This window comes from Zwartia lucis (assembly GCF_965234455.1).
GTDB classification, from domain to species: Bacteria; Pseudomonadota; Gammaproteobacteria; order Burkholderiales; family Burkholderiaceae_B; genus Zwartia; species Zwartia lucis.
On sequence record NZ_OZ248472.1, the window covers coordinates 1,230,711 to 1,255,547 of the forward strand.

At 52.5% G+C, this 24,837-nt stretch carries 21 protein-coding genes; 12 read left to right on the forward strand and 9 right to left on the reverse strand.

The annotated features are described in order from the left end of the window. Window positions 1-76: 76 nt before the first annotated feature. Complete coding sequence (locus AC8GE9_RS05815) at window positions 77-1,450, reverse strand: hypothetical protein (protein ID WP_506676166.1); 1,374 nt, start codon at window positions 1,448-1,450, stop codon at window positions 77-79. 226 nt (window positions 1,451-1,676) lie between these two features. Here AC8GE9_RS05815 and AC8GE9_RS05820 point away from each other — a divergent pair, with 226 nt between their 5' ends. Together AC8GE9_RS05820 and AC8GE9_RS05825 are read left to right on the forward strand one after the other, a co-directional pair. Further along, complete coding sequence (locus AC8GE9_RS05820) at window positions 1,677-2,243, forward strand: YeeE/YedE thiosulfate transporter family protein (protein ID WP_506676167.1); 567 nt, start codon at window positions 1,677-1,679, stop codon at window positions 2,241-2,243. Further along, window positions 2,243-2,788, forward strand: a complete 546-nt coding sequence (locus tag AC8GE9_RS05825) for a YeeE/YedE thiosulfate transporter family protein (RefSeq protein WP_506676168.1) — start codon at window positions 2,243-2,245, stop codon at window positions 2,786-2,788. The genes AC8GE9_RS05820 and AC8GE9_RS05825 overlap by 1 nt, the downstream gene beginning before the upstream one ends. A 93-nt stretch (window positions 2,789-2,881) precedes the next feature. Here AC8GE9_RS05825 and AC8GE9_RS05830 read toward each other — a convergent pair whose 3' ends face one another. After that, the gene (locus tag AC8GE9_RS05830) at window positions 2,882-4,486 is read right to left on the reverse strand and encodes a flavin-containing monooxygenase (RefSeq protein ID WP_506676169.1); all 1,605 of its coding nucleotides are present in this window, start codon (window positions 4,484-4,486) and stop codon (window positions 2,882-2,884) included. A 189-nt stretch (window positions 4,487-4,675) separates the two neighbouring features. Between AC8GE9_RS05830 and AC8GE9_RS05835 the strand changes: the two genes are divergently transcribed. Next, window positions 4,676-5,482: an enoyl-CoA hydratase-related protein gene (locus tag AC8GE9_RS05835; RefSeq protein WP_506676170.1), complete on the forward strand. Its 807-nt coding sequence runs from the start codon at window positions 4,676-4,678 to the stop codon at window positions 5,480-5,482. A gap of 10 nt (window positions 5,483-5,492) precedes the next feature. On the opposite strand, the gene AC8GE9_RS05840 is transcribed toward AC8GE9_RS05835, so the two are convergent. Continuing rightward, complete coding sequence (locus tag AC8GE9_RS05840) at window positions 5,493-6,716, reverse strand: serine hydrolase domain-containing protein (RefSeq protein WP_506676171.1); 1,224 nt, start codon at window positions 6,714-6,716, stop codon at window positions 5,493-5,495. Window positions 6,717-6,841: 125 nt separating this feature from the next. On the opposite strand from AC8GE9_RS05840, the gene AC8GE9_RS05845 reads away from it, so the two are divergent. After that, window positions 6,842-8,683 carry an ABCB family ABC transporter ATP-binding protein/permease gene (locus tag AC8GE9_RS05845; RefSeq protein WP_506676172.1) on the forward strand — a complete coding sequence of 614 codons (1,842 nt, stop codon included), beginning with the start codon at window positions 6,842-6,844 and terminating at the stop codon, window positions 8,681-8,683. 54 nt (window positions 8,684-8,737) lie between these two features. On the opposite strand, the gene AC8GE9_RS05850 is transcribed toward AC8GE9_RS05845, so the two are convergent. Then, entirely contained in the window at window positions 8,738-9,577 is an 840-nt protein-coding gene (locus AC8GE9_RS05850; RefSeq protein ID WP_506676173.1) for an NADPH-dependent oxidoreductase, read from the reverse strand. A gap of 81 nt (window positions 9,578-9,658) precedes the next feature. Between AC8GE9_RS05850 and AC8GE9_RS05855 the strand changes: the two genes are divergently transcribed. Together AC8GE9_RS05855 and AC8GE9_RS05860 are read left to right on the forward strand one after the other, a co-directional pair. Continuing rightward, window positions 9,659-10,570, forward strand: a complete 912-nt coding sequence (locus AC8GE9_RS05855; protein ID WP_506676174.1) for a DMT family transporter — start codon at window positions 9,659-9,661, stop codon at window positions 10,568-10,570. A 44-nt stretch (window positions 10,571-10,614) separates the two neighbouring features. After that, on the forward strand, window positions 10,615-11,553 hold the full coding sequence (locus tag AC8GE9_RS05860; protein WP_506676175.1) for a reductase: 939 nt from the start codon (window positions 10,615-10,617) through the stop codon (window positions 11,551-11,553). On the opposite strand, the gene AC8GE9_RS05865 is transcribed toward AC8GE9_RS05860, so the two are convergent. After that, window positions 11,550-12,530: a tripartite tricarboxylate transporter substrate-binding protein gene (locus AC8GE9_RS05865; RefSeq protein WP_506676176.1), complete on the reverse strand. Its 981-nt coding sequence runs from the start codon at window positions 12,528-12,530 to the stop codon at window positions 11,550-11,552. The two genes, AC8GE9_RS05860 and AC8GE9_RS05865, sit on opposite strands and share 4 nt — an antisense overlap. A gap of 159 nt (window positions 12,531-12,689) precedes the next feature. Between AC8GE9_RS05865 and AC8GE9_RS05870 the strand changes: the two genes are divergently transcribed. From AC8GE9_RS05870 to AC8GE9_RS05880, 3 genes are all read left to right on the forward strand, one after another. Beyond that, entirely contained in the window at window positions 12,690-14,036 is a 1,347-nt protein-coding gene (locus tag AC8GE9_RS05870) for a class-II fumarase/aspartase family protein (RefSeq protein WP_506676177.1), read from the forward strand. Between the two features lie 115 nt (window positions 14,037-14,151). Then, window positions 14,152-14,997, forward strand: a complete 846-nt coding sequence (locus AC8GE9_RS05875; protein ID WP_506676178.1) for a fumarylacetoacetate hydrolase family protein — start codon at window positions 14,152-14,154, stop codon at window positions 14,995-14,997. A gap of 100 nt (window positions 14,998-15,097) precedes the next feature. Then, window positions 15,098-16,939 carry a potassium transporter Kup gene (locus AC8GE9_RS05880; protein ID WP_506676323.1) on the forward strand — a complete coding sequence of 614 codons (1,842 nt, stop codon included), beginning with the start codon at window positions 15,098-15,100 and terminating at the stop codon, window positions 16,937-16,939. A 23-nt stretch (window positions 16,940-16,962) separates the two neighbouring features. On the opposite strand, the gene AC8GE9_RS05885 is transcribed toward AC8GE9_RS05880, so the two are convergent. From AC8GE9_RS05885 to mdoH, 3 genes are read right to left on the reverse strand one after another with little or no spacing between them, the layout of a single operon-like run. Next, window positions 16,963-17,814, reverse strand: a complete 852-nt coding sequence (locus tag AC8GE9_RS05885; RefSeq protein WP_506676179.1) for a hypothetical protein — start codon at window positions 17,812-17,814, stop codon at window positions 16,963-16,965. Between the two features lie 20 nt (window positions 17,815-17,834). Continuing rightward, entirely contained in the window at window positions 17,835-19,613 is a 1,779-nt protein-coding gene (locus tag AC8GE9_RS05890) for a glucan ABC transporter ATP-binding protein/ permease (RefSeq protein ID WP_506676180.1), read from the reverse strand. Further along, window positions 19,610-21,355, reverse strand: a complete 1,746-nt coding sequence (mdoH, locus tag AC8GE9_RS05895) for a glucans biosynthesis glucosyltransferase MdoH (RefSeq protein ID WP_506676181.1) — start codon at window positions 21,353-21,355, stop codon at window positions 19,610-19,612. The genes AC8GE9_RS05890 and mdoH overlap by 4 nt, the downstream gene beginning before the upstream one ends. Before the next feature lie 107 nt (window positions 21,356-21,462). On the opposite strand from mdoH, the gene AC8GE9_RS05900 reads away from it, so the two are divergent. The 3 genes from AC8GE9_RS05900 to AC8GE9_RS05910 are packed head-to-tail and all read left to right on the forward strand — an operon-like array spanning window position 21,463 to window position 23,963. Further along, window positions 21,463-22,461 (forward strand): zinc-dependent alcohol dehydrogenase, encoded by a 999-nt coding sequence (locus tag AC8GE9_RS05900; RefSeq protein WP_506676182.1) that lies wholly within the window; start codon window positions 21,463-21,465, stop codon window positions 22,459-22,461. 38 nt (window positions 22,462-22,499) lie between these two features. Then, the gene (locus tag AC8GE9_RS05905) at window positions 22,500-22,901 is read left to right on the forward strand and encodes a 6-pyruvoyl trahydropterin synthase family protein (protein WP_506676183.1); all 402 of its coding nucleotides are present in this window, start codon (window positions 22,500-22,502) and stop codon (window positions 22,899-22,901) included. A gap of 3 nt (window positions 22,902-22,904) precedes the next feature. Beyond that, window positions 22,905-23,963 (forward strand): glycosyltransferase family 4 protein, encoded by a 1,059-nt coding sequence (locus tag AC8GE9_RS05910; protein WP_506676184.1) that lies wholly within the window; start codon window positions 22,905-22,907, stop codon window positions 23,961-23,963. Window positions 23,964-23,966: 3 nt separating this feature from the next. Here AC8GE9_RS05910 and AC8GE9_RS05915 read toward each other — a convergent pair whose 3' ends face one another. Then, window positions 23,967-24,779 (reverse strand): RibD family protein, encoded by an 813-nt coding sequence (locus AC8GE9_RS05915; protein ID WP_506676185.1) that lies wholly within the window; start codon window positions 24,777-24,779, stop codon window positions 23,967-23,969. Window positions 24,780-24,837 lie beyond the last annotated feature (58 nt).

The following is a 24,837-nucleotide window of genomic DNA, read 5'->3' on the forward strand; positions in this document are numbered from 1 at the left end:
AGAAGAAGTGAAAAAATCCCGCGAACATTTAAACTCGCGGGATTTTTTTTAATTGAGTTTCTTAAATTTTAGAAACTTAAGCGCCCCAAGGACGGATTGCAGCTTTGAGTTTCTTGTAACCGTCGATATAACGTGGACGCTCAACCGAATAAATCTTGTCGAACGTCGCGAGTTGCTCGTCGAGCCACTTAGCCAACTCTTTGTTGTCTGGGTTCGCGGCTTTGTAAGCCTCATTAATCAGAACAAAGTGGATGCGTGGATCATAAGGCTGCTTTTCACCGCCGACTGTTTCGTCACCGTCCAGCAAACGCAACAACATGGCATCAGCTGAGCCAAGTGTCTGTTCGTAGATGGGGGCGCCATGCACGCGATACATCACGCTGGTCATGTCTTTGCCATTGGTCATGGTGTAGCCCATGTCCACCCACAGTTTCTTCATGTCGACTTTGGCGCCAACCTTGTCCAGCACGATTTGGCCCCAGTCACGCAAAACGTCTGGTGCATCGGCCATCAAGTCGGTCAAACGATCGCCGTCCAAGTCTGTTGCATAGACGATGCAAGGACGCTGACGAATCATGTCATGCAACAACAAACCGAAGTTGGTGTCGGAAATGTGTTCGTAAATATCGCCTGTCCAGTTTTCCATGCCAGCTTTAAAGTCCTTGGGGAGCAAGGCTACGATGGCATCAACACTGGCGCGGTGCTCTTCGTAGGCGTCAACGGTGTATTGACGCTTGAGCTTGAACTTGGTGCCTTGCAACAACCAACGCATGATGCCTGCATTGATGGCGTCTTCTTGAGCCTGTGTGGGCTTGGTCGCCACGCGTCCGATTTGGCCTGTCTCGTGTACCATTTTCAAGAACAGACGTGCCGCATAGGCCATGCGAATGCCGGGAGTGTTCATTTCGGAGTGAATGACGCCGGTGGCGTGATCAACATTGAACTTCTTTTTGTCTTGCGAGTAAGGCAGGCCTGGCATAAAGCGAATACTGGTGATGCCGCCGTATGGGCGCACGTTGCAATACACGCCTGCGGCGGTGCGCAGGGGGGCGTTAGCAGACTTGCCGTTCACCACGACTTTTTTGCCACCTTCGTTGACCATGAAGTCGCCAGCAGTCGACCACTTCAGCGCTGTGTAGTCCAGCTTGCCGAACCACTCGAGTGACTGGAGTTTGCTGTCATGACGGAACTGCGCCATCATCGGGACGCCGAGGAAAGGCAAGCCCAGCACGTCGAGTGCCATCAGTGTGCCGTTCAAAGCGAACATGTCTGTGAATGCGTGTGCGACGGGTTTGACGCCACCTGTGGCGTTGCCGCCTTCCCAGATGATTGCGTCAGGGCAGCCAACGGGTTTGGCCGATGAACGCTTGTAAATACCGTCGAGCATATTGAAAAGATCGCCGTTCTGTTCTTCTTGGGCGATTTTTAGCAAATCCAATTCTTGTGCCATGAGCGTAAAGCCTCAAATGTGAAGTGAGTAAAAGACATCTGTGCAACTAGGGATTATCGCACTAGTGGCGGATGTCACCAAGTTGCTTAAACAAGCGTATGCCTTTGATCTAGATCAAGACCAAAAAAAATCAATGAAATTATTATATATAAAAATAAATTGTTAAAAAGTATATTGATTTTGCGGGTTAGCAATTTCTTTAAGTACCGTCATAAGGAGAACGTTCATGACACAACAACAATCGGTTCACTTAGCAGGGCGCTTTGCTGGCAGGTGGTCACCTTATATCGTGGGCATAGGTATCGGCGTATTGAGTTGGGTCGTGTTTGTCGTGGTGGCGGCACCTCTGGGCATCACGACTTCAATAGGTCAAATTGCGGGGGGTATGATTTCACCGATCGTAGGTGCGGATACCGTAGCGGCAAACGCCTACTGGCGAACCAATGCGATGAAACTGGACTACGGCACATTATTTTTGATCGGTACCTTTTTTGGTGCCTTGGCCTCGGCACTCTTGTCACGCACGTTTAAGTTCGAGTCGATTCCGAGTGTGTGGCAAGAGAGATTTGGTTCTTCGAAAACACGTCGCTTTAGCGTCGCCTTTATCGGCGGTGCGCTCGCCATGTATGGCGCTCGCATGGCCGGTGGGTGCACAAGCGGTAATGGCATATCCCAGTCCTTGCAACTTGCCGTGGTGGGTTGGACATTTCTGGCGGTGATGTTTGTGTCTGGAATCATCACCGCAGCGATCATCTACGGTGGATCACGTTCAACAGTATCTGGAGAAAAATAATGTTTCCAATTAAAGGTGAAAGCGCATTGCTCTTGGCCGTTGTGTTTGGCTTTGTATTTGGCTGGTTGTTGCAGCGAGGCAAAGTCACAAACTACAACGTGATCGTGAATCAGTTCCGCCTCAAGGACTTCACTGTCCTCAAGGTGATGTTTCCAGCCATCATTGTGGGAGGCATTGGTGTGCTGGTATTGACCAACATGGAGCTCGCCAAGTGGCATGTGCGTGATGCCAATATGCTGGGTACCATCATCGGCGCGGCCATTTTTGGGATCGGTATGGTGTTGTACGGTTACTGTCCGGGTACTGGGATCGCTGCGATTGGAACAGGCAGCATCCATGCGCTCGTGGGAGCGGTAGGCATGATCTTTGGGGCAATCCTCTATGCGTTCTCGTTTGAGTGGGTGCGGGCCAATATCTTGTCGGTTGGAAAGCTTGGCAAGTTGACACTTCCTCAGCTCATGCACATACCGGCATGGACGATTTTTGGTGCACTGATCGTGATTGGGATCGCGCTGTTTGCCTGGGTCGAAAAGAATGGGAAATAAATAAAAACAGTAAAACAAATAAATGCCGGTGATGATCACTCATCCCGGCATTTTTACGATCACCACCCGAAAGAGGTGAATGGGCTTTAAACGTCAGCGCGCGGCCTGAAACTCAAAGCCCCGATAATTGTCCTTGATGACATCTTCGCAAATGTCACGATAGTGGCTCAATCCGCCCGCATAAGGCATGAACACTTGTGGTTTACCCGGGACGTTCGCACCGAGATACCAAGAGTGTTTAACCTTTGGAAGTAGGGTGGCGTTAGCCGCCGCATCGACTTCTGCTTGCCACAGATCACCCGAGGCTTCTGGGACCTCGATAGACGCCAGATCCTTATCGCGCATGTGTTGGATGCAGCGTGTGATCCATTCAACGTGTTGCTCGATCGCGGGTGGCATATTGCACAGCACGGAGGGACTGCCGGGACCGGTGATTGTGAAGAAATTAGGAAAGCCAGGAATCTGCAGACCCAGATAGGTACGTGGGCCCGCGTGCCAATAGTCCTTGAGCGTGCGACCCTCCCGACCTGTCACATTGAGCTTGACCAAGGAGCCCGTCATGGCATCAAAGCCTGTCGCGAACACGATGATATCTAGCGGATATTCCTGGTCGGCCGTTTGAATGCCCGTTGCCGTGATGCATTCGATCGGTGCTTTGCGGATATCGACCAGTGAAACGTTATCGCGGTTGTAGGTTTCAAAATACTGCGAATCGATTGGGGGACGTTTGGCGGCGAAGGGGTGATCAATATCCGCTAACAATTCGGCGACTTCAGGGTTATTAACGACCTGCTTTATCTTGTTACGGATAAAGGTGGCCGCTGTTTCGTTCGCCTCTGAACTCGTCAAAATATCGCGATAGAGGGCTCGAAACTGAAAGCCGCCTTGCTCCCACTTTTTTTCATAGGCTTGGACGCGATCGGCTTCGGGCTCATCAAGTGCAGATTTATCTTCGATATAAAAACCATGGCCATTGGTGTTGCTGGTCATGATTTTGCGGATATCTTCTGCGTGTTCTTTCGCGTATTTTTTAAACTCAGGCGTCAACGGCGCGTTGCGTGCGGGCAAACTGTAGTTGGGGGTGCGCTGAAACACCGTTAGGTGTCCAGCGCTTGCGCCGATCACCGGAATCGCCTGAATGCCGGTCGAACCTGTACCGATCACACCGACGCGTTTGCCGGTGAAGTCCACGCCCTCGTGAGGCCATTGTCCTGTGTGAAACCACTTGCCTTTAAAGTCGGATAAACCTTTGATCTTGGGCATGTTGGCCGAGGACAAACAACCCACCGCGGTGATCAGGAATTTGGCGTTGTACTCCTTGCCGTTTTCCGTTTTCACATGCCAACGCTGCGTCGCTTCGTCAAAATGGGCTTGCGACATCCGCGTATCGAGTTCGATATCAGAGCGCAGTTGGAGCCTGTCTGCGACAAAATTTAAATAGCGCAAGATTTCAGGTTGCTGAGGATAGCGCTCTGACCACTCCCATTCCTGGATGATTTCTTTGGAAAAATAATACATGTAGGTATGGCTTTCGGAGTCGCAACGTGCGCCTGGATAACGATTCCAGAACCAAGTGCCTCCGACTCCGCTCCCGGCTTCGAGGACTTTGGCGGTCATGCCAAGCTTGTCCCGCAAGCTGTAGAGTTGATACATGCCCGAAAAGCCAGAGCCTATGATGATGGCGTCTAATGTCTGCATGGAATGTTCTGCTGTCTCTTAGGTTTGAGTGGATCCGATTATTCTGATTATTTTTCAGAAATAGTACATCAAACTGTGACAAATGCCTGAGGAGCGGCATGGATTTCCCTCAAGGCTTGGTCGAGTCATTACGAGTTATGCTGATCGTCAGGTTAAAAATACCAATGATGAATGAAAAAAGGGGGAGTGATGACAAAAGAACTCGGCAAAGGAACCGTCCTCTGTGACGTCGATATGCGTGGGGTCGTGACCGTGACCTTGAATCGTCCGCAGGTCAATAACGCCTATAACGGCGACATGATTGCAGGACTGCACGAGGCGCTTGATTTGTTGGGCCCCAAGCCTGATGCACGGGTGGTGGTGATCAAAGGCAACGGTCGTCATTTTCAGGCGGGTGCTGATTTGGCTTGGATTTCCAGCGTTTCGCACACATCGCCCGCAGAAAATGAGCGGGTGTCGCGCTTGACCGCCGAAGCAGTCCGCCGTCTGGATATCGTGCCGATTCCAACCGTCGCACTGATTCAGGGTGGGTGTTTTGGGGGCGGTACAGGCGTCGCTTCGGTGTGCGATATCGTTGTGGCTGCAGACAATGCTGTTTTTGCCATTACCGAAGCCCGTTGGGGGTTGATCGCCGGAATTATTTTGCCGCAACTCTGCCAGGCCATGGGGGTGCGGAACGTGCGTCGCTATGCTTTGTCTTCCGAACGTTTTGGTCCGGATGTGGCGCTTCGCATTGGATTCGCGCACGAGGTCTGCAAGCTTGAGGAACTCGAGGCTACCGGGGCGCGCATTGTTGATGCCTTGTTGATGAACGCACCAGGCGCGGTGTCGGCGACCAAGCTGCGAACGATGGCAGTCGCCGGGTCCTTTCTAGACGATGCGCTGTTTGACGATTTAATCAAACAGCATTCGGAGATGCGTCAACAGGCTGAGGCCGCGGAAGGGACGGCATCTTTTATCGAAAAGCGTTTGCCTAGCTGGTATCCCGGGCAGTGAACGATTTTATCTATGCGGTGTTGAGCGACTGGTAAACCGTTGTCTCAAAATCCGTAAACAGTTTGATCGCGGATGTATCGACGAAAGGCAAGATCTGCATCATTAACACGCCTGCGATCTTGCGGACTGGATCGATCCAGAAATAAGCGTTGGGCAAACCCGCCCACGCCAAACTCCCAGCTGAACGACCCGTAGGGGCTGTCGCTTCATTAATCATGAAGGTCAGCCCCCATGTTTTTTCAACGCCAGGGAAAAACTCTGCATCCAGTGACATGTTGGGATTGACCGTATGTAGCATTTTGACACGCAGCGGTCCCATCGCATTTTTAGACATCAGGGCAACGGTTTGAGGTTTGAGAAGCTGTTGTCCATTGGCGTATCCGTCGTTGAGCATCATGCGGGTAAAGTGCAGATAATCGCTCGCGGTGGAGTACATGCCACCACCACCCGGGTCGACCTCGGGCTCTTGCGGAACCTCGAAATCGAGCACGCTCAGAGATTGATCGGTGGCGTTGCGTAAATGCACTTTGGCCACGCGCGCACGCATCTCGGAGGTGATTTTGAAGCCGGTACTGTGCATACCTAAGGGCGCAGTGATGTGTTTCTGGAGGTATTCGCCCAAACGCATACCGGTGACTGCTGAGATCGCCAAGCCAATCCAGTCGATGTTGATCCCGTACTCCCAGCGCTCGCCGGGATCGAAGGAAAGCGGGATGTGGAGCGCATTACGTTGTCCTGAGCCCGCGCGCGGCAGTTTATGCAGCTTGAGAAAGCGCGATGCGTTCTGGCTCCAAATGTCCGAGGTAAAACCTGCGGTGTGCGTCATGAGGTGTCGCAGCGTAATCGGCGTTTTGGGCGGCCGAAGCATGGGCTGACCCTGAGCATCCCACCCCGTGATGACTTGGATCGTATCGATCTCGGGCAGGATGCGTGCGATGGGCTCATCGAGTTTGAGCTTGCCTTGTTCGACAAGCTGCATGGCCGCTGCACCCACCAACGGCTTGGTCATGGAGGCGATCCACATCACCGTGTCCAAGGTCATTGGCGTCGGTTGATCTTGCACACGTAAACCAAAGGCGCCCTCGTAAAGAGTTTCTGTCGCATGGGTGACCGCGGCAGCTACACCGGGAATACGGCCACGGGAGACTGCCTCGTTCAGCACGTTATCAGCTTGTCGGCTGAGCAGAAGGCGCTGACTTTGCGTGGCGTCTGTGGCGTGATGCGGTAGGGTCATGGAAGGCGGCCAGGTTGGGAGCGAGGAGGGTAAAGGAGGGTAAAGGAGAATATAGGCGTCGTAAGGGAATTTATACACGAAGGTCTATTCCGACCGTCAAGTTGTTTCGGCGATAGAATCAATGCATGAGACACTCAAGCCGTAATTCCCCCGATTTTTCTCACGATCCCAATCGCCCTCGTGTTCAACGTCAGCGAAGCGACTGGCGCATCATTGGTGACTTGCTCCCTTATTTAATGAAATACAAGCTGCGCGTCGCCATGGCCGTGGCCTGTTTGCTCGCCGCTAAATTCGCTAACTTGGGCATCCCGATCATGCTCAAGCACATGGTCGATGCTTTGGATGTGCGTAACAACACCGCAGGCGCGTTGTTGGTGGTACCGATCGCGTTGATCATCGGATATGGGTTGCTGAGATTTTCGTCTTCTCTTTTTACTGAGCTGCGCGAATTGTTTTTCGCGCGCGTCACGCAACATGCCGTGCGACAGATCGCGCTTGAGGTTTTTCAGCATCTTCATGCGCTATCGCTGAGGTTTCACCTTGGAAGGCAAACGGGTGGGGTGAGTCGAGATATTGAACGCGGTACGCGTGCCATCCAATCTTTAGTCTCATTTTCTCTCTACAGCATTGTGCCCACGCTGTTCGAGTTTTTGTTGGTGTTGGGCTATTTCGCCTACAACTACGACATTTGGTTTGCTGGCATTACGCTCAGCGCCTTGGTGATTTACATCATCTTTACCATTTACGTGACTGAGTGGCGCACACACTTGCGCCGGACCATGAACGATATGGATTCGCGCGCGAATCAAAAAGCTATTGATTCGTTACTGAATTTCGAAACGGTCAAGTATTTTGGTAATGAAGCTTTCGAAGCCAAACGTTACGACGAAAATTTGCTGCGATACCAGTCAGCCGCGATCAAGTCACAAAAGTCTTTATCGTTATTAAATGTCGGTCAGCAAGCCATTATCGCAACGGGTTTAGTGTTGATCCTTTGGCGTGCGACCTTAGGCGTCGCGGACGGCTCGATGACGCTAGGCGATTTAGTGTTGGTCAATACCTTGATGATCCAGCTCTACATCCCTCTAAATTTTCTTGGCGTGATTTACCGTGAAATCAAACAGTCGCTCACGGATCTTGATCGGATGTTTACGTTGCTTGAGTCGGATCGCGAGATTGCCGATGCACCAAACGCGCCTGCCTTACGTATCGCCGATCAAAAGAATGGACCTGAAGTACGCTTTGAAAATGTGTCGTTTCACTACGAGTCCAATCGGGAAATCCTGCACGATCTGAGCTTTGTGATGCCGGCGGGTACGACGACGGCCGTAGTAGGGCGCAGCGGCGCGGGCAAAAGTACCTTGGCGCGTTTGTTGTTCCGTTTTTACGATGTCCAGCATGGTCGGATTTTGCTGGATGGCCAAGACTTACGCTCGGTGCAACAGAGCAGTTTGCGTCAAGCGCTTGGGATCGTTCCGCAAGATACGGTCCTGTTCAACGACACGATTGGCTATAACATCGCCTACGGAAGACCGGGTGCGACCGAGCAAGAGGTGCAGGCTGCGGCGCGCGCCGCGCAGATGGATCAATTCATTGAGCATTTGCCCGATGGGTATAAAACTCAGGTGGGTGAGCGCGGACTCAAACTCTCAGGCGGTGAAAAACAGCGAGTCGCGATCGCACGGACTTTGCTGAAAAAACCTGCCATGTTGATTTTTGATGAGGCGACCTCCGCGCTTGACTCCAAGACCGAACGCGCGCTTCAGGACGAGCTCGCCAGTCTCGCGCGCAACCACACCACCTTGATCATCGCGCATCGTTTATCGACGATCGTGCATGCCGATCAGATTTTAGTGATGGAGCATGGTCGGGTGATTGAGCGCGGCACGCATCAGGACTTGATCGCAGCCAACGGTACGTACGCACAAATGTGGCGGATGCAGAAAAGAGAAGAGGGTGAGAGCTGACGCTCTTCACCCCCTTTATCAATATCCCGTCAACTCCGTCAGGATGTCGAACGTTTAGCGCATGTCAAAACCAAGCTGTTTCAGAGCATCGACCAGCAAGTCACGTCCCGTCATCGCCTCTGGTCCGCGGACACGATTTAATGACTGGATGTGCCAGGGGCCGAGCGGCTTCATGGCTTGTTCGGCGTAAAACTTTTCCATCGTGACGTTGTACGCATCCACTGCCTCTTTGTGCGCGATCGGATTGTAGGTTTCTCTGTGCAGCACTGCGCTTTGTGGCAAGCGTGGCTTGACGACGTTTTTAGCGGTTGTGGCGGGATCAGGATGTCCTACGCACATACCAAAAGTCGCAAAGCTCATGGGTGGGAGGCCTAGCTCTTTGGCGACGTCCAATGGCTTGTTACGAATACCACCGATATAAACGATGCCCAAGTCGAGGGACTCAGCAGCGATCGTGGCATTTTGGGCGGCCAGCGAGGCATCGATCGTACCCATTATCAGCATTTCGAGGTAGTTCAGACTTTCATAGGCATGCTGATGTTCATCGCCCAAGGCTTTGAGCCGGGCGAGGTCGGCCACCCAAACTAAAAACAAAGGACAGGCGCTAATCCACTTTTGATTGCCGGCCATCGCCGCCAGACGGTCTTTACGACCTTGGTCCTCGACCGCGACCACACTCCAGGTTTGCAGGTTGGAGGAGGTCGAAGCGGACTGGGCTGCAGCCACGAGGAGCTCCGCGGTATTGGGCGCCAAGGGCTGATCGGTAAATCCGCGTACCGATTTGTGCTGGAAAAGGGTTTCGATCGTAGGGTTCAACGCGTCGAGGACTTTAGTGCCTTGTCCGTACCGTGCTTTGAGGAGCGTTTCGAGGTCTTTTGTTGTTTGTGTGCTCATTTGCTTGCTTTCCGTTGCGACATGAAGATGCCATAGCATACCTTGGGTTACAGTCAATGCCAAAATACAGAGGAGTACACGTTGACTTTAGAGGAGCAAAAGCGCCGCCGTCGGGCGATGTTGCTATTGGCGCTGCTCGTGCTGGCATGGGGCCTGAATTGGGTGATCGCCAAGATGACGCTTGAGTATGTGACGCCTGTCTGGGTGACTGCGTTACGCTTGCTACCGGCTTGTGCGTTGTTTTTTGTGTTGTGTCTGACGACGGGGCAGCTGCGTATCCCCGTTAAAGCGGATCTTCCCGTGGTGTTCAGTATCGGCTTGCTTCACATGGTGGGGTTTTCTGTCTTGGTCAGCGTTGGCTTACAGTTTCTACCGGCGGGCAAGTCGATCGTGCTGGCCTATACCTCGCCGCTCTGGGTCGTTCCCGCCGCCTGGTTTTTTCTGCGAGAGCCTTTGACGATCAGACGGCTACTGGGTTTATTAATCGGACTCTCGGGTGTGGTGTTGATCATGCAGCCCGGACAGATGGATTGGAGTGATTCCAACATTGTCATTGGTCATGTTTTTATGCTGACGGGGGCCCTTTGTTGGGCGATGTCTATCGTGTATGGACGCGTACACAAATGGGTGACGCCGCCCTTTTCGTTATTGCCCTGGCAAATGTTGGTTGGAGGTGTGGTTCAGTTGGTGTTGGCGTTGGTGCTTGAGGGCATCCCGGAGATCAACTGGACGCTTGAGCTTTGGTTGCTCATTGGTTTTAACTGTCTGATCGGCAACGGAGTGGCGTATTTGTTGATGAACTTGGTCAGCCGAGACCTACCTGCGGGAATGGTGTCGATGGGTTTGCTGGGTGTGCCAGTGATCGGCCTGGTCTGCGCGAGCGTATTCTTGGGTGAGACACTCGGATTGCCCTTGGTCTTGGCCGCGGGACTGATTATTGTGGGTATCGTGCTGGGCACGATGTCGGGTCGTAAAAAAAATATTGAGCAGTAAAGAATTTCAGCGATCTTCATTTCAGTGATCTCAAGGAGCTAGTCATGATGAGTCAAACGGAATCAGACCTCGGCTTCGCCTCGGATGAGGACGTACCGATCTCCTACATGACCCGAACGCGCGATTGGTATCTTGCTTTGGGTTACGGCAATCCCTATCGTTGGGCGCATTATGCTGAGGTGCCGCATACACCCTTGCGCAAGCCGCTTGCGCAAATGACCGTTGCCTTGATCTCCACCGCTTCACCTTATGATCCCGCCAAGGGTGAACAAGGCATTGGCGCGCCCTACAACGCAGAGGCCAAGTTTTACAAGGTTTACTCAGGCGATGTCCGGCAAGACCATGATGTGCGTATTTCTCATGTGGCAATCGATCGTAAAAACACCACAATGGAGGACAGCCGAACGTGGTTTCCTTTACCTGCCCTTAGAGAGGCTGAGGCGGCAGGACGTATCGGACGCTTAGCTCCGCATTTTTTTGGTATCCCTACTAATCGCAGTCAACGACATACGATCGAAGTGGATTGTCCAGAGGTTCTTAGGCGTTGCCAGGCGGATGGTGTGGAAGCAGTCGTGCTTGTTCCCAATTGTCCCGTGTGCCATCAAACACTGAGTTTGGTCGCGCGCTATCTCGAGGCTGCCGGTATTTCGACGGTATTACTGGCATGTGCCAAAGACATCGTTGAGCACTGTGGCGTTCCACGTGTGATGTTTAGTGATTTTCCTCTCGGTAATGCCGCTGGCAAGCCGAACGATCCTGCTTCGCAGAGCGCGACACTCGAGTTGGCGTTGCGCACGTTGGAGTCGGCACCTGCGGGACGCACGACGGTTCAATCACCTCAGCGTTGGAGTGCGTCGCATGCGTGGAAACAAGACTATTCGAATGTTGCGCGGGTGAGCCCACAAGAATTGGCCCGGTTGCGTTCCGAGAACGACCGGGCCAAAGAAGCTGCTCGCGCCTTGCGCGCGGATCAGCTGACTTAGTTTGCTTGAACGCCTGCTTTCTGAAGGAGGGGACCGAGCGTATCGATTTCCTTTTTCAGATGCTCAGCGAGTTTTGCTGGCACAGCGAGGTCTGGCGAAACAGGTGAAGTGCCCATGCCGGCCAAGCGCGACTTGACGTCAGGGTCTTGCACAGCTTTGGCCAAGGAGGCCGAGAGCTTGTCAATCACGGGCTGGGGCGTGCCTTTTGGCGCATAGATTCCAAACCAAATGCTCAGATCGAAGCCTTTGACACCAGCTTCGGTGATCGCTGGCAGATCAGGCAAGGAATCGATCCGCTGTGTTCCCGCCACAGCATACGCTTTGACGCGATTGCTCTTGATGTGGCCGACGGTGCTGGTGGTTTGGTCGCACAAGATATCGATTTGACCGCCCATCAAGTCGTTCATGGCGGGTGCCGTACCCTTGTAAGGGATGTTGTTGAGCTTGACGCCGAGGGCTTCCATGAACATCAAACTGCACATGTGTGACGCAGAGCCCACGCCGGCGTTACCCATACTGATTTTGTCTTGATTCTTTTTGACGTATTCGACAAATTCCTTGGTGTTTGCAGGAGGAAAGTCCTTGCGCGCGACCACCACCATCGGGCCTACGGTCGCAAGGCCGACCGGTGAAAAGTCGGTCACAGGGCTATATGAAAGATTTTTAATCATCATCGGATTCGTGGCATGGCTAATGTGCGTCATCAAGAGCGTATAGCCATCTGGAGCCGAGCGTGCGACGCGCGCGGTACCGATGCTGCCACTCGCACCCGCTGGATTATCAACAATGATTTGCTGACCAATATTTTTTTGCATCGCGGCTGCAAACAAGCGCGTGATGGTGTCGCCCGGACCGCCCGGAGCATAGGGCATGACCATGGTGATGGTGCGGTTGGGATAGTCTTGAGCAACCGCGGAAAATGAGCCCGCGCTAAGCAGCAAGGAAGCGCAAAGTGTGCGCAAGAATGCCTTGTTCATATTGAAAATCTCCTGATCGTGATTGGGTTTCGGGCGAATGAGGCCAGACCGTGAAGCCGAATATACTATGCGATACGTTTATTGGGCGATATTGCCTTATGGGCTGCCGTTTTTTTGCTATTTTCGACACTTTTCCGAGCCATTTTCGAGTCTATTCTCATGCCAATTTCAATGATCGAATCCTCTATTTTTAAGGATATGTTTGGGACCGCAGCGATGCGTGAGGTGTTCGATGATGCGGCCACGTTGCGACGCTATACCGATACTGAAATCGCGTTGGCGAAAGTGCAGGGTGAGCTAGGCGTTATCCCTAAGTCTGCGGCGGCCGCAATCATCGCGCGTGCCGACTCGACCAAACTCGATATGGCTGAACTCAAGCGTGAAACAGAAATCGTGGGTTACCCGATTTTGCCGCTCGTGCATCAGATTTCAAAAATGTGCGGCCCCGAAGGCGAGTATCTGCATTGGGGGGCGACCACGCAAGACATCATGGACACTGCGACTGTGTTACAGGTGCGCGATGGTCTTGCGATTATTGAAAAAGATTTAGACGAACTCGATGCGATCCTGGATCAGCTGTCATTGCAATACCGTGACACCCCAATGGCCGGACGGACGCACTTGCAACACGCATTACCGATCACCTTTGGCTATAAAGCGGCGGTGTGGTTATTGATGGTGCGTCGTCATCGCGAGCGCTTGGCACAACTAAAACCGCGCGTGTTGATCGGACAGTTTGGTGGCGCCGCCGGTACGCTTGCGTCACTCGGTGAGCAGGGCTTGGCTGTCCAAGACGCGCTCATGAAAGAACTCGGCTTGGGCTCGGCGCCTGTGACGTGGCATGTCGCGCGCGATGGTTTGGTTGAAACGATTCAGTTTCTAGCGCTTGTTACGGGTTCTCTTGGCAAGATCGCCCTCGACATTATGCTGATGATGGCAAACGAACTGGGTGAAGCTTTTGAGCCCTTTGTCAAAGGTCGGGGCGCCTCGAGCACCATGCCACAAAAGCGAAATCCAATTTCCTGTGAGCTCATGCTCAGTGCTTCAAAGGCCGTACGTCAACATGCGGGCCTCGCACTCGATGCGATGGTGCAAGATTTTGAACGTGCGACGGGACCCTGGCATATCGAATGGTCAGCGATTCCCGAGTCGTTTATTTTGACAGCGGGGGCTCTCAAGCAAGCGAAGTTTATGCTCAGTGGTCTCGAGGTCGACACTAAACGTATGCTTAAAAATCTTGACTTGACGGGTGGCTTGATTGTGGCCGAAGCAGTGATGATGGGCTTGGCGCCACACATTGGTCGTCAGACCGCACATGATGTTGTGTATGACGCGTGCCGGATCGCCTCGATACAAGGAAAAAAGCTCGCTGAGGTGCTTTATCAAGACAGCACCGTCAGCAGCAAGCTTGACCGCGCCACAATCGACCGACTCTGCGATCCCGCGAATTACTTGGGAGCCGCCCCACAAATGGTGGATCGTATGCGTGCGTGGAATAAGGCTTAAGGATCGCGGAGGCGTCTTCGGGACTATTTAGAAAATCCTGATCGGCGAAAGCGATCCGCGTATTTCTAGCCTAATATTCCAAAAGCTCAGTATCGATACTTATAAGGACATCAGCATGAAGTTCGTCAGTTACATTCATCAAGGAAACAACGCCTACGGTATGTTGCGTGAGGACGGTGGTATTGTGAATCTAGATTCACGTATCGGCAAAGACTACCCAACGCTGTTGCAGTTGGTCCAGAAAAATGGTTTTGCCGCGGCGAAGCGTGCTGTTGCGGATGCCGCTGTTGCTGATATGCACGAATCTTCGATTCGTTATTTGCCCCTGTTTTTAGAGCCCGTGACGATCCATTGCGTTGGGCTTAATTATGCAGCCCACGCCGCCGAAGCGGGACACAAGCTCCCCGAGTTTCCGCGCACCTTTTTTAAAACTCCTGCGGCGCTCGTGGCCCATAACGAAGATTTTGAAAAGCCGACACTGTCTCCCGAGTTTGATTTCGAGGGCGAGCTTGCAGTAATCATCAGTAAAACTGCCCGTAAAGTCCGCGCCGAAGACGCCGCTCAATACATCGCGGGCTATACCTGCTTTATGGATGGTTCTGTCAGGGATTATCAGTTTCAGCGCACACTTGACCAAGGTAAAAACTTTTATCGTTCGAGCTCGATCGGTCCCGCGTTGGTGACCCCCGACGAGGTCGGCGATCTTGATCCGCTGACGCTGACCACCCGCGTGTCAGGTGAAACGATGCAGCACACCGCGTTCGACAATATGATTTTTACGATTCCAAAGCTGATCGAATACATCTCTGGTTTTACGGCGTTGCATGCGGGCGATGTGATTGCGACGGGTACCCCCGAAGGGGTGGGCTTTAGTCGTACGCCACCTAGATTTTTGCAAAAGGGTGACGTTGTCGAGGTCATCATTGATAAAATAGGCGTTTTACGCAATCAAGTTTCCTAGCAATATGACAATCAGCGATCCTCAGTACTCGCAGTCCAGCATCCTTGAGCCGGTTGCGGTGAAAGCGAGTCAGGTGGAGCATGGTCCGACTCACCTTTTGATGCTTGCGGCGATCGGTGTCGTCTTTGGCGATATTGGTACCAGCCCTCTCTACGCACTCAAGGAATGCTTTAGCCCTTTGCACGGTATTCCTTACTCAACTGAAGCTTTGCTCGGTATTTTGTCGATGCTGTTTTGGGCCTTGATGCTCATCGTCACGATCAAATATGTCGCGATTGTGATGCGCGCCGACAACAGGGGTGAGGGAGGCGTGTTGTCTCTGATGGCGCTAGGCATCCGATCGCTCAAGAGCACAGGCAAGCCTCATTTCGCCATTATGGTGTTGGGAATGTTTGGTGCCTGCATGTTGGTGGGAGAATCTGTTATCACACCAGCGATCTCCGTCTTGTCTGCTGTTGAAGGGCTAGAAATTATTGCCCCAGAGTTAAAAAGAGTCGTGATCCCGATTACCGTCGGCATTCTGATTGCCCTTTTTGTGATTCAAAAGTACGGTACAGCCGCTGTCGGTAAGCTTTTTGGGCCGATTACATTGTTATGGTTTATATCGCTCGCTGCACTGGGTATTTTCAATATTTTGAAATACCCTGAAATTTTGTTGGCGATCAATCCAATGTTCGCAATCAATTTTATCTATGATCATACTTTTTTAGCGTTCATTGTTTTGGGTTCAGTGGTGTTGGTGGTGACGGGCGTTGAGGCGCTCTATTTAGATATGGGTCACTTTGGTAAAAAACCTGTCCGCTACGCCTGGTTATTTATTGTCATGCCCAGCCTGTTGTTATGTTATTTCGGTCAGGGCGCTTTGTTGATGCTGGATCCAAGCGCGATCCGCAATCCCTTTTATTTAATGGCGCCGAGTTGGGCACTCATACCTTTGTTAATCCTTGCAACAAGCGCGACGGTCATTGCCTCGCAAGCGGTGATTTCCGGCGCATACTCCTTGGCAAATCAAGCGACTCTTCTTGGTTTTTTACCAAGAATGAGTATCAACCACACCTCCGCCGCCGAGCGTGGTCAGATTTATATTCCCGTGGTGAACTGGGCTCTTTTGGTGATGGTTCTCTTTACTGTCATCCAGTTTCGCGAGTCCAGCAATCTTGCTGCAGCCTACGGGATCTCCGTCACGACAACGATGCTGATCACTACGCTTTTGTTGTCCGTGGTAATGATAAGAGAGTGGAAACTGAGCCCATGGATTGCCGGAGTTTTTTTAATCGTATTTTTTGCGATTGATTTTTCTTTATGGGCGGCGACACTGATGAAACTCAAAGATGGTGGATGGTATCCCCTGTTACTCGGGTTAGGGTGTTTTACGTGTTTGATCACATGGTACACAGGGCGGCGTTTGCTACGTGAAAAAGCGATCGACGGTTCGATCCCCTTGGCTGATTTTGTGACTAGCATTTTGGCTTACCCTCCACACCGCGTCGAGGGAACCGCCGTATTTTTAACCGCACATGTAGATCACACGCCGGCTACGATGCTGCACAATCTCAAGCACAACAAGGTGTTACATAAACGCGTATTTTTCATCAAGTTAAGCACGTGGGATGTGCCCTATGTGAATGATGATGAAAGCTTGCAACTCAAAGAGCTAGGTAAAGACATTTACGTGGTGCGGGCGGTACATGGTTTCAAAGAAACTCCCGACATGAAATCTGTCTTGGCATTAATTACCGCCAAGCACGGGCTCGAGTTTGATGAAATGGACACCTCATTCTTTTTGGCGCGCGACACGATTGTGCCCAGCAAGCTACCCGGCATGGCGCTTTGGCGTGAAAAGCTTTTTTCCTGGATGTATCAGAACGCGGCAAAACCTTCTGACTTTTTCCAGATTCCGCCTAATCGCGTGGTTGAGCTAGGCGCCAAGATAGAAATTTAAACCCTGAGTCGTTTGGACGATGCTTAAAACTGACGAGGCCGTGCGTACAGATCTGTATGACCGATCTCGCAAGTTTGGGCCAAGCTTCGGCTTTGCTTCCAAGCGCTGACTTCTTCAACAGAGACCCGTTTCGTTTCTAATACGGCGCCCGCACTCCCGATCGCTAATTGCTCGATCAGCCTACGGTCAGACGCGTCTAGTTTCCAAGGGCTCTGAGCGCTCGACACAGCAAAACCTCGCGCTTTTAAAAGTCTCTCCATCACGCCGGCAGCAGTTGGGCCCGCTGCTGCGCCAAAACCCTTGTCAGTTTGCTGGTGGGCACGAAAGGCCTCAAGCATCGCTAAATCGGTGGGCTGGGGTGGGCTCCAGGATTCCTGGCCGTTATACGTTAGAACGGTGTAGAGCGGAGCGCTGAGTAAGCCGCAAAACCGCTCCAGCCAGCCCTCGGCGACCAGATCAAAAAATGCAGCCGCAGTCAGCAGATCCATAGGCCGAGAAAGCACCGCTTCAAGATTGCTCGACAAGTCTTCGCAGAGAAAGTCGATAGAAATATGTTTTTCATTTTTAAGTACTACGAGTGTTTCTTGTTCGGAGATAATCTTGTCGGCCCATTGCATCAGTGCGGCCTTTGCTGCACTCAGCAAAGCAGGATCATAATCAACCAGCGTCCAATGCTGTGTCACAGGCAGATGTGGCGCCAAGGCACGTAAGTTAGAGCCCGAACCACAACCAAGATCCACAAGGTTGATGGGACCCGGACGCACGCGAGCCAAATGGGCAAGGTCGTGCACCACTTTATCGTGTAAGGAAACATCGCGAGCGCGATGATCCGCAGGCTCTCGAAGGGCGAGCCATTGTGCAGAAAAACCTGTCATATTGATTCCATTTAAAGAAACTATTTAATCGGTTGAGGCGTATGCTCAACGGGCGCATTGAATTGTTGTTTCACAATTTCGGTAAATCGACCGCCTTGTGCAAAGAGCGCATCAAAGGTGCCCGCTTCGATGACGCGACCCGCGTCCATCACCAAAATCATATTGGCTTGACGAATCGTGCTGAGTCGATGCGCGATGACCAAAGTACTGCGTTGACGCGTGACCTCGTCCATCGCCTTGAGCAGACTGGTCTCGGTCGAGCTATCCAACGCACTCGTCGCCTCGTCCAGAATCAATATCGGGGGATCTTTGAGCAGTACGCGAGCAATCGATAGCCGTTGACGCTCACCGCCCGACAGGCTGCGTCCACGCTCACCAATCGTCGTGTCAAAGCCTTTGGGTTGTTTCAGAATAAAGTCTAAGGCTTGAGCGCGTGCGCAGGCTTGTCTCAGGTCGGCCTCGGTCGCCTCTGGGGAGCCGACACGAAGGTTTTCCGCGATCGAGCGATTAAAGAGCAGAGGCTCCTGAAAGACAACGCCAATGTTGCGTCGTAACGCGGTCAGCTGAAACAATCGTATATCCTGACCGTCGATCGTAATCGTGCCAGACTGTGGGTCAAAGGCGCGATAAAGCAGACTGAGTGCGGTGGATTTTCCAGCGCCGGTGGTTCCAACTAAAGCCAAGGTTTGACCGGGCGCGACCTTGAAGCTGAGTTTGTCGACTGCGGGTCGTTTGCCATCATAAGAAAAACTGACGTTGTGAAATTCGATGTTCCCCTCGCAACGACCTGGATCAATCGCGTTTGGCGCATCCAGAATCTCAGGCGCAGTATCGAGTACGCTAAAAAACTCTTTTAATCGCGGTGCGTCCATCGCGAGTTTGTTGGCAAATGCGACAATTTGTTCGAGACGTCCGATCACCATGCCAGCAAAAGCGATAAACGTCACGATCTCGCCGATCGTGATGAGTGATTTGGTATAGAGCCATGCACCTAAAATGACAATACACAAAATGCTTAACGTTGTGGCTGAGCGAGTCAATACTGTGACGAGTGCCCACCAAGACAAAACCGGAAGTTGAGCACCAAGTACGCGTTGACTAATCGTATGCAACGCTTTGACTTCGGTTTGAATGCGCGAAAAACTTTGCACAAGCGCGATATTACCCAACGTATCTGATGCAAGCTCTGCTAAATCAGAATGATGACTCTCGACTTGTTGTTGTAGGTTTTGGGTTTTTCTCAAGATGAAATGAGTCAGCACACCAAATAGCAGACACAAGACAATCAATACGAGAGCGAGACGCCAGTTAATATAGAGCGCGAGCGGCACCAAGACGACCAAGGACGCAAAGGCCGCCAGGTGCTCTCTGAAAAAACTCAACCAGAGCCACCACAGTGTGTCCGTGCCTTGCAGCATGATTTTCATGAGCCTACCGGAATGCGTACGTGACTGTTGCGCAAGGGGCAAGTGAAGCACGTGTGCAAAATACTCGCCGAATATTGCGTGACGCCTACGATGGGCAAGGCGATCAGAAAAAAGCGCGACCAGCGTTGAGCACAAAATGGTGAATAAACCAAAGCCGGTCCACAGCAATAGCAAAGGCCAGACGCCCGCCCAAATTGCGGCTGGCTGATCGCTGGGGATTGAAGACAGCGTGTCGATCACACGCCCGAAAAGAACTGGCTCCGCAAAGAGCGCCATGGCGAGCATGACGTTGGCCAAGGCAAGCATCCAGCCGAGTCGGCGATCCGAGCCTAGTTTGTCGAGCACCCGCAAGTACAGGCGAATAAATTTCATGAGCGCTCAGAGGGCTTAAGGAGTGCGTTTAAAGCCTCGGGTGGATTGATTTCCTCAGGCAAGGAAAGTAGGCGATGCGAAATCATCCACCGCCCTAGCCAAGGTTGTGAGGTGAAGACCGCAAGGGGTATGGCGAGCAGCAGACCACTAAAAAATATCAGAGCGAAGGGCAGAACTGCAGGGTGGGTGACGAGTAGAAGTCCTGACAGTATCAGACCCAATAGCGTATGCGGCCAAAATTGTTTGATCGCAACCGATAATGGAATGGTGTGATCGTCTCTGGCCTGAGCTGTCCAGCCCGCTTTTTTACCAAAAATCAGACCAGTCATAAACATCGTCTGATTCAACCAAGAGATGGGGTTCATCAAGATTGAGAAAAGCATCTCCAAGCTCAGATTTAACGCAAAGCGCCAGCCACCACCAAAGCGCGCGCGTTCTTCTGGACGCAGTAGGACATCCAAAGCGCCTGCGATTTTTGGTTGATACCACATCAAGAGTGTACAGATCAACAATATGAGTGACGCCGTGCTTTGAGCAAAGTCTGCAGCGTTCGTATGCAGACTGAGCGCCAGTGTTCCAAGCACCAGCATGGCGATCCAGGCAGCTGAACCCAAGAACATAAAAATCGCCAGGGCCAGTTGGTAGCGATTCATCAGCTTGAGTCCGGGCAAGGTTAGCAAATGAATGTATTGCAAATTGCCTTCGCACCATCGTAGATCGCGACGAATGAACTCGGTCAGTGTGGGCGGATTTTCTTCCCAGCTCTCATCCTCTTGAGGAAAGACGCGCACCTCAAAACCGGCGCGCCGCATGAGCACGGCTTCGACTAAATCATGACTCAGAATATGACGTGTCGAACCATCACGCGTTGTGAGTGTGGGCATCTCGCAGTGCTCGATAAAAGGAGCGAGACGAATCACGGCGTTGTGTCCCCAATAAGGGCCGCAGTCATACTGCCACCAAGCCGAACCCATCGTGTAGGAACGCATGCCCAGACGCATGCCGAATTGGAACAGTCTGGTAAACGCACTGGTCGAAGGTAGTCCAACGACTAGGCCTTGCAAGATCCCTAAACGAGGACTGGCTTGTATCATACGCACTAAGCGCAATATCGAATCGCTCGTCATGAAGCTGTCCACATCGAGCGTCAGTGCAAAATCGTGCTGGGTGCCCCAACGTTTACAAAAGTCTGCGATGTTTCCTGCTTTGTACCCTATGTTCTCCGTACGGCAGCGATAGGTGATCGCGATGCGTGAACTCCAGCGTTGCTGCATGGCGTCAAAACAGGCTTGCTCTTGTGCGGCAATCACATGGTCATTGGTATCGCTCAAGATGTAGAGATGAAAGTGTTCGCCAATCCCGGGTTGTGCGAGACCGTGGAGCATCGTTTCAAGATTGCGTTCGATGCGTTCGGGCGTTTCATTGCGAATACTCAACAAAATGGCCGTGGAGCTTGTCAGGAGTTCTGTCCCTGAGATGTCCATTTCCCGAGGCAAGACAGCAGCGGTAGGTCCAGTCGAAAGTTGGTACAACAAGAGGCCAATTAAACCATTCCAGAAGCCCACCACCATCCAAGGTAAAGTCACCCCCTGCATGATCAGGAGTGCGATGTACAACGCGGTTGGTACTTGGGGGGAGAGGGCTTCATGCATGAGCCAAAGCATGAATAAAGCTGAACTGACTGAAAGCAAACAAAAAAGGCTGCGGCGTGCGGAGATCGCACGCGCAGAAGGGTTATTCATAAAGGTTTTCAAGGGGATGGCCTCTGGCTCACTTATACTCTGCGAAATGCTCTATTAGTATAAATCAGAGCGGATTGTTTACATTTAAAACCTAGGACGCATGCGTGGTGAGAGATCAGCCCCCTTTATCCGTGTCGACTAGCGCTCAGGCGCTTTGGTATGTCGCTCCTGAGCGTTCGGAGTTACGCGAGGAGACGCTTGTCGGCTTGACAGGTGAGACCCTCCAAGTGCGGTCGGTATTTGGAGCCCTGAGCCGAGGAACGGAGTCACTTGTTTATCGCGGACAGGTTCCCGAGAGCGAGTTCGCTCGGATGCGCGCCCCATTTATGGGTGGCGCCTTTCCCTTTCCCGTAAAGTATGGCTATTCGAACGTGGGACGTGTCGAAGTGGGACCTGAGTCTCTGTTGGGTAAGCTCGTATTCAGCCTCATGCCGCACCAGACCGTGTTTCAGGCCGAGCCGAGTGCTGTGATGGTTGTTCCAGAGGGGGTGGAAGCATCCCGCGCCGTATTGGCGGCCAATATGGAAACCGCGCTCAATGCCGTTTGGGACGCAGCCCCCGGACCCGGTGACCGTATTGCGGTGGTGGGCGCGGGTGTTGTCGGTTGCTTGGTCGCCTATTTGTGCGGACATTTTCCCGGTGCTGAAGTGACGTTGGTGGATGTCAACCCTGAGCGAGCCGGGATCGCTCAGGCCTTGGGTGTGAATTTTGCGCCGCCTGCAGCCGCTCCTCTCGAGTGCGATGTAGTGATCCATTGCAGCGCCAATCCCGCCGGACTCGCGACGGCGCTGGCTTGTGCCGGCGAAGAGGCGACCGTTCTGGAACTCAGCTGGTATGGTTCTGGCGTTGTCAACGCTCCGCTAGGGGGCGCTTTTCATAGCCGTCAGCTTAGACTGCAATCCAGTCAGGTTGGTCATATTTCGGCTTCTCGTCGGCCACGCTGGACCTACCGTCGTCGCTTGGGCGCTGCCTTGAATATGCTTCAGGACGCGCGTCTCGATGTACTGCTGGCTCCCGCGGTAGATTTCACAACTTTACCTGCATGTTTACCCGAAATTTTAGGCCGTCAGAGCACCGTTCTTTGTCAGCTGATCCGTTACCCTTGATTTCATCTTTTTGATCCATTTTTTCCTAAGGAGTTGCCGTGTTTACAGTCGAAGTCCGTGACCACATCATGATTGCCCATTCGTTTCGCGGAGACGTTTTTGGACCTGCGCAGGCATTGCACGGCGCGACCTTCGTGGTCGATGCAGCATTTATTTCTAAAGAGCTCGATCCCAACGGCATCGTGATCGATATCGGCCGTGCACTCGATGTCCTCAAGGACACGCTCAAACCCTTGAACTACAGCAATCTTGACGAGCGCCCTGAGTTCAAGGGGGTCAACACCACTACCGAGTTTCTGACAAAATATATTTTTGATCAATTGGCCAAGGCCGCGCGAAGTGGCGGCCTCGGACGAGATGGCAAAGAGTTGCATGCCATCCGTGTGACGATTTCCGAGTCCCATGTGGCCCGTGCTTGGTACGAAGCCGCGATTCACTAAAACATGAAACGACTGGTCTTTGCCTTTCCCGGTGAGCTTGAAACACCGACGGGGGGTTACATCTACGATCGGCGCATCATTGAAGGACTGCAGCGCTTGGGGTGGCAAGTCGACTTACTCAGTTTAGGTGCCGGCTTTCCCTATCCTAATGCGGAAACCTTCGCGCGCGCCTCAACGCTTTTGCAAACGGTACCTTCAGGCACTCTCGTTGTGATCGATGGTCTAGCTTCAGGTGTGTTGCCCGAAGCGGTCGCGGCCTTGTCTCGGCATCATCCGGTGATCGCCTTGGTACACCACCCGTTGGCCTTTGAGACGGGTATCACTCCGCTTCAAGCCGAAGCTTTTAGAGACAGCGAGACGCGGGCTCTCAGTCACGTCAGACAGGTGATCGTGACTGGGCCTTCGACTGCAAGAGATTTGGAGCAATTCTTTGCGGTTGCTGCTGCGTCGATTGATGTTGTCCGTCCCGGTACCGCGCGTGCTGCACTCGCTCAGGGGAGCGGTTCTGAGACCTTGCATCTAGTGTCGGTGGGTTCGGTCACGCCCCGCAAGGGCTTTGACGTGTTGCTCGCAGCCTTGCAACCTCTTTCGGCACTACCCTGGACTCTGACGATCGCGGGTGATCTGATGCGTGATGACAAGGCGCCTGAGCAGCTTGCATGGGATATTGAGCGTTTTGGTTTTCAGCAACGCGTCCGGACGCTCGGCGCGGTCAATGACACAGAATTAGAAGCACTTTATCAAAGTGCGGATGTGTTTGTGTTGGCTTCGTTTTTTGAAGGGTATGGGATGGCCTATGCCGAGGCTTTGGCGCGAGGTTTACCGGTCATTGGCACAACGGGTGGTGCGATCCCCGATACCGTACCCCAAGAGGCAGGCGTGCTCGTGCCTCCAGGTGATGTGCTGCGTCTGACGCAGGCTTTGCGTGCGGTGATGCAGGACAAGGCGTTGCGTGAGCGCCTCTCTCAAGGTGCGAAACGTGCAGCGATGCAGCAGCCGACTTGGGAGCAAACAGTTCAGCGTTTTGCTGAGGTGCTGGAGCGGTTGCAGACGCAGTCTTAGACGTTAAGCAGAAATTTTTGTGCGTTGCGTAGTCAAATCGCAATCAAATAAAATTTCATTGCCCAGCAAGTGCGTGAGAACATTCAAGCGCAGTGCCTGATCCATATGTTCGATCGCGGGTAGATTGAGACTTGCACGACCCGAACCCATCAAAATGGGCGCAACGATCAAGTGCAGTCGATCGAGACAACCCGCTTGCAAAAAGCGTGAGACCGTTTCCGCACCCCCTTCGATCAACACGCGGTTCAGCCCGCGCTGATGCAAGCACCTCAAGATGTCTGGAGGCGCGATGCGTCCATCAAGCGCAGGGAGCGCGACTATTTCAACGCCTGCCGGTGCGGTGATTCCAACGCCTTCAGAGATGATCCATAATCGACGTGCGCCATTGTCAAGCCAGACCCGTGCTTCAGGATTGAGTTTGCCTTTGGGGTCAATGACGACCCGTGCTGGATTTTTACCACTGACTAATCTGACATTGAGTTGCGGATCGTCGGCGATGGCGGTGCCGACTCCAACTACGACTGCATCAAGCAAGGCGCGCAACTGGTGGAGATGCGTTAAACCTGGACGGCCATTGATGTATTTAGATTGACCGGTCACCGTGGCAATTCGACCGTCCATGGTTTGACCGAGTTGTCCGACCACCATCATCGTATCTACTTGACTGATTCTGAGGGGCTCGAAAAGCGCCTGAAAGGGTGAGATAACCAGAGGATCGGAACTAAAGAATTCCTTTAAAAACATTTTCCACTGAGCAAGCGCCTCTGAGGGGGTTTGCTCGCCCTGAAGGTGAAAGTCGGGTGTAGATGAAACCAAAGTTAAAAATTCCCGAAATTGAGAACGAAGTAGGTGTATTCCATTAGGGATTTACCTT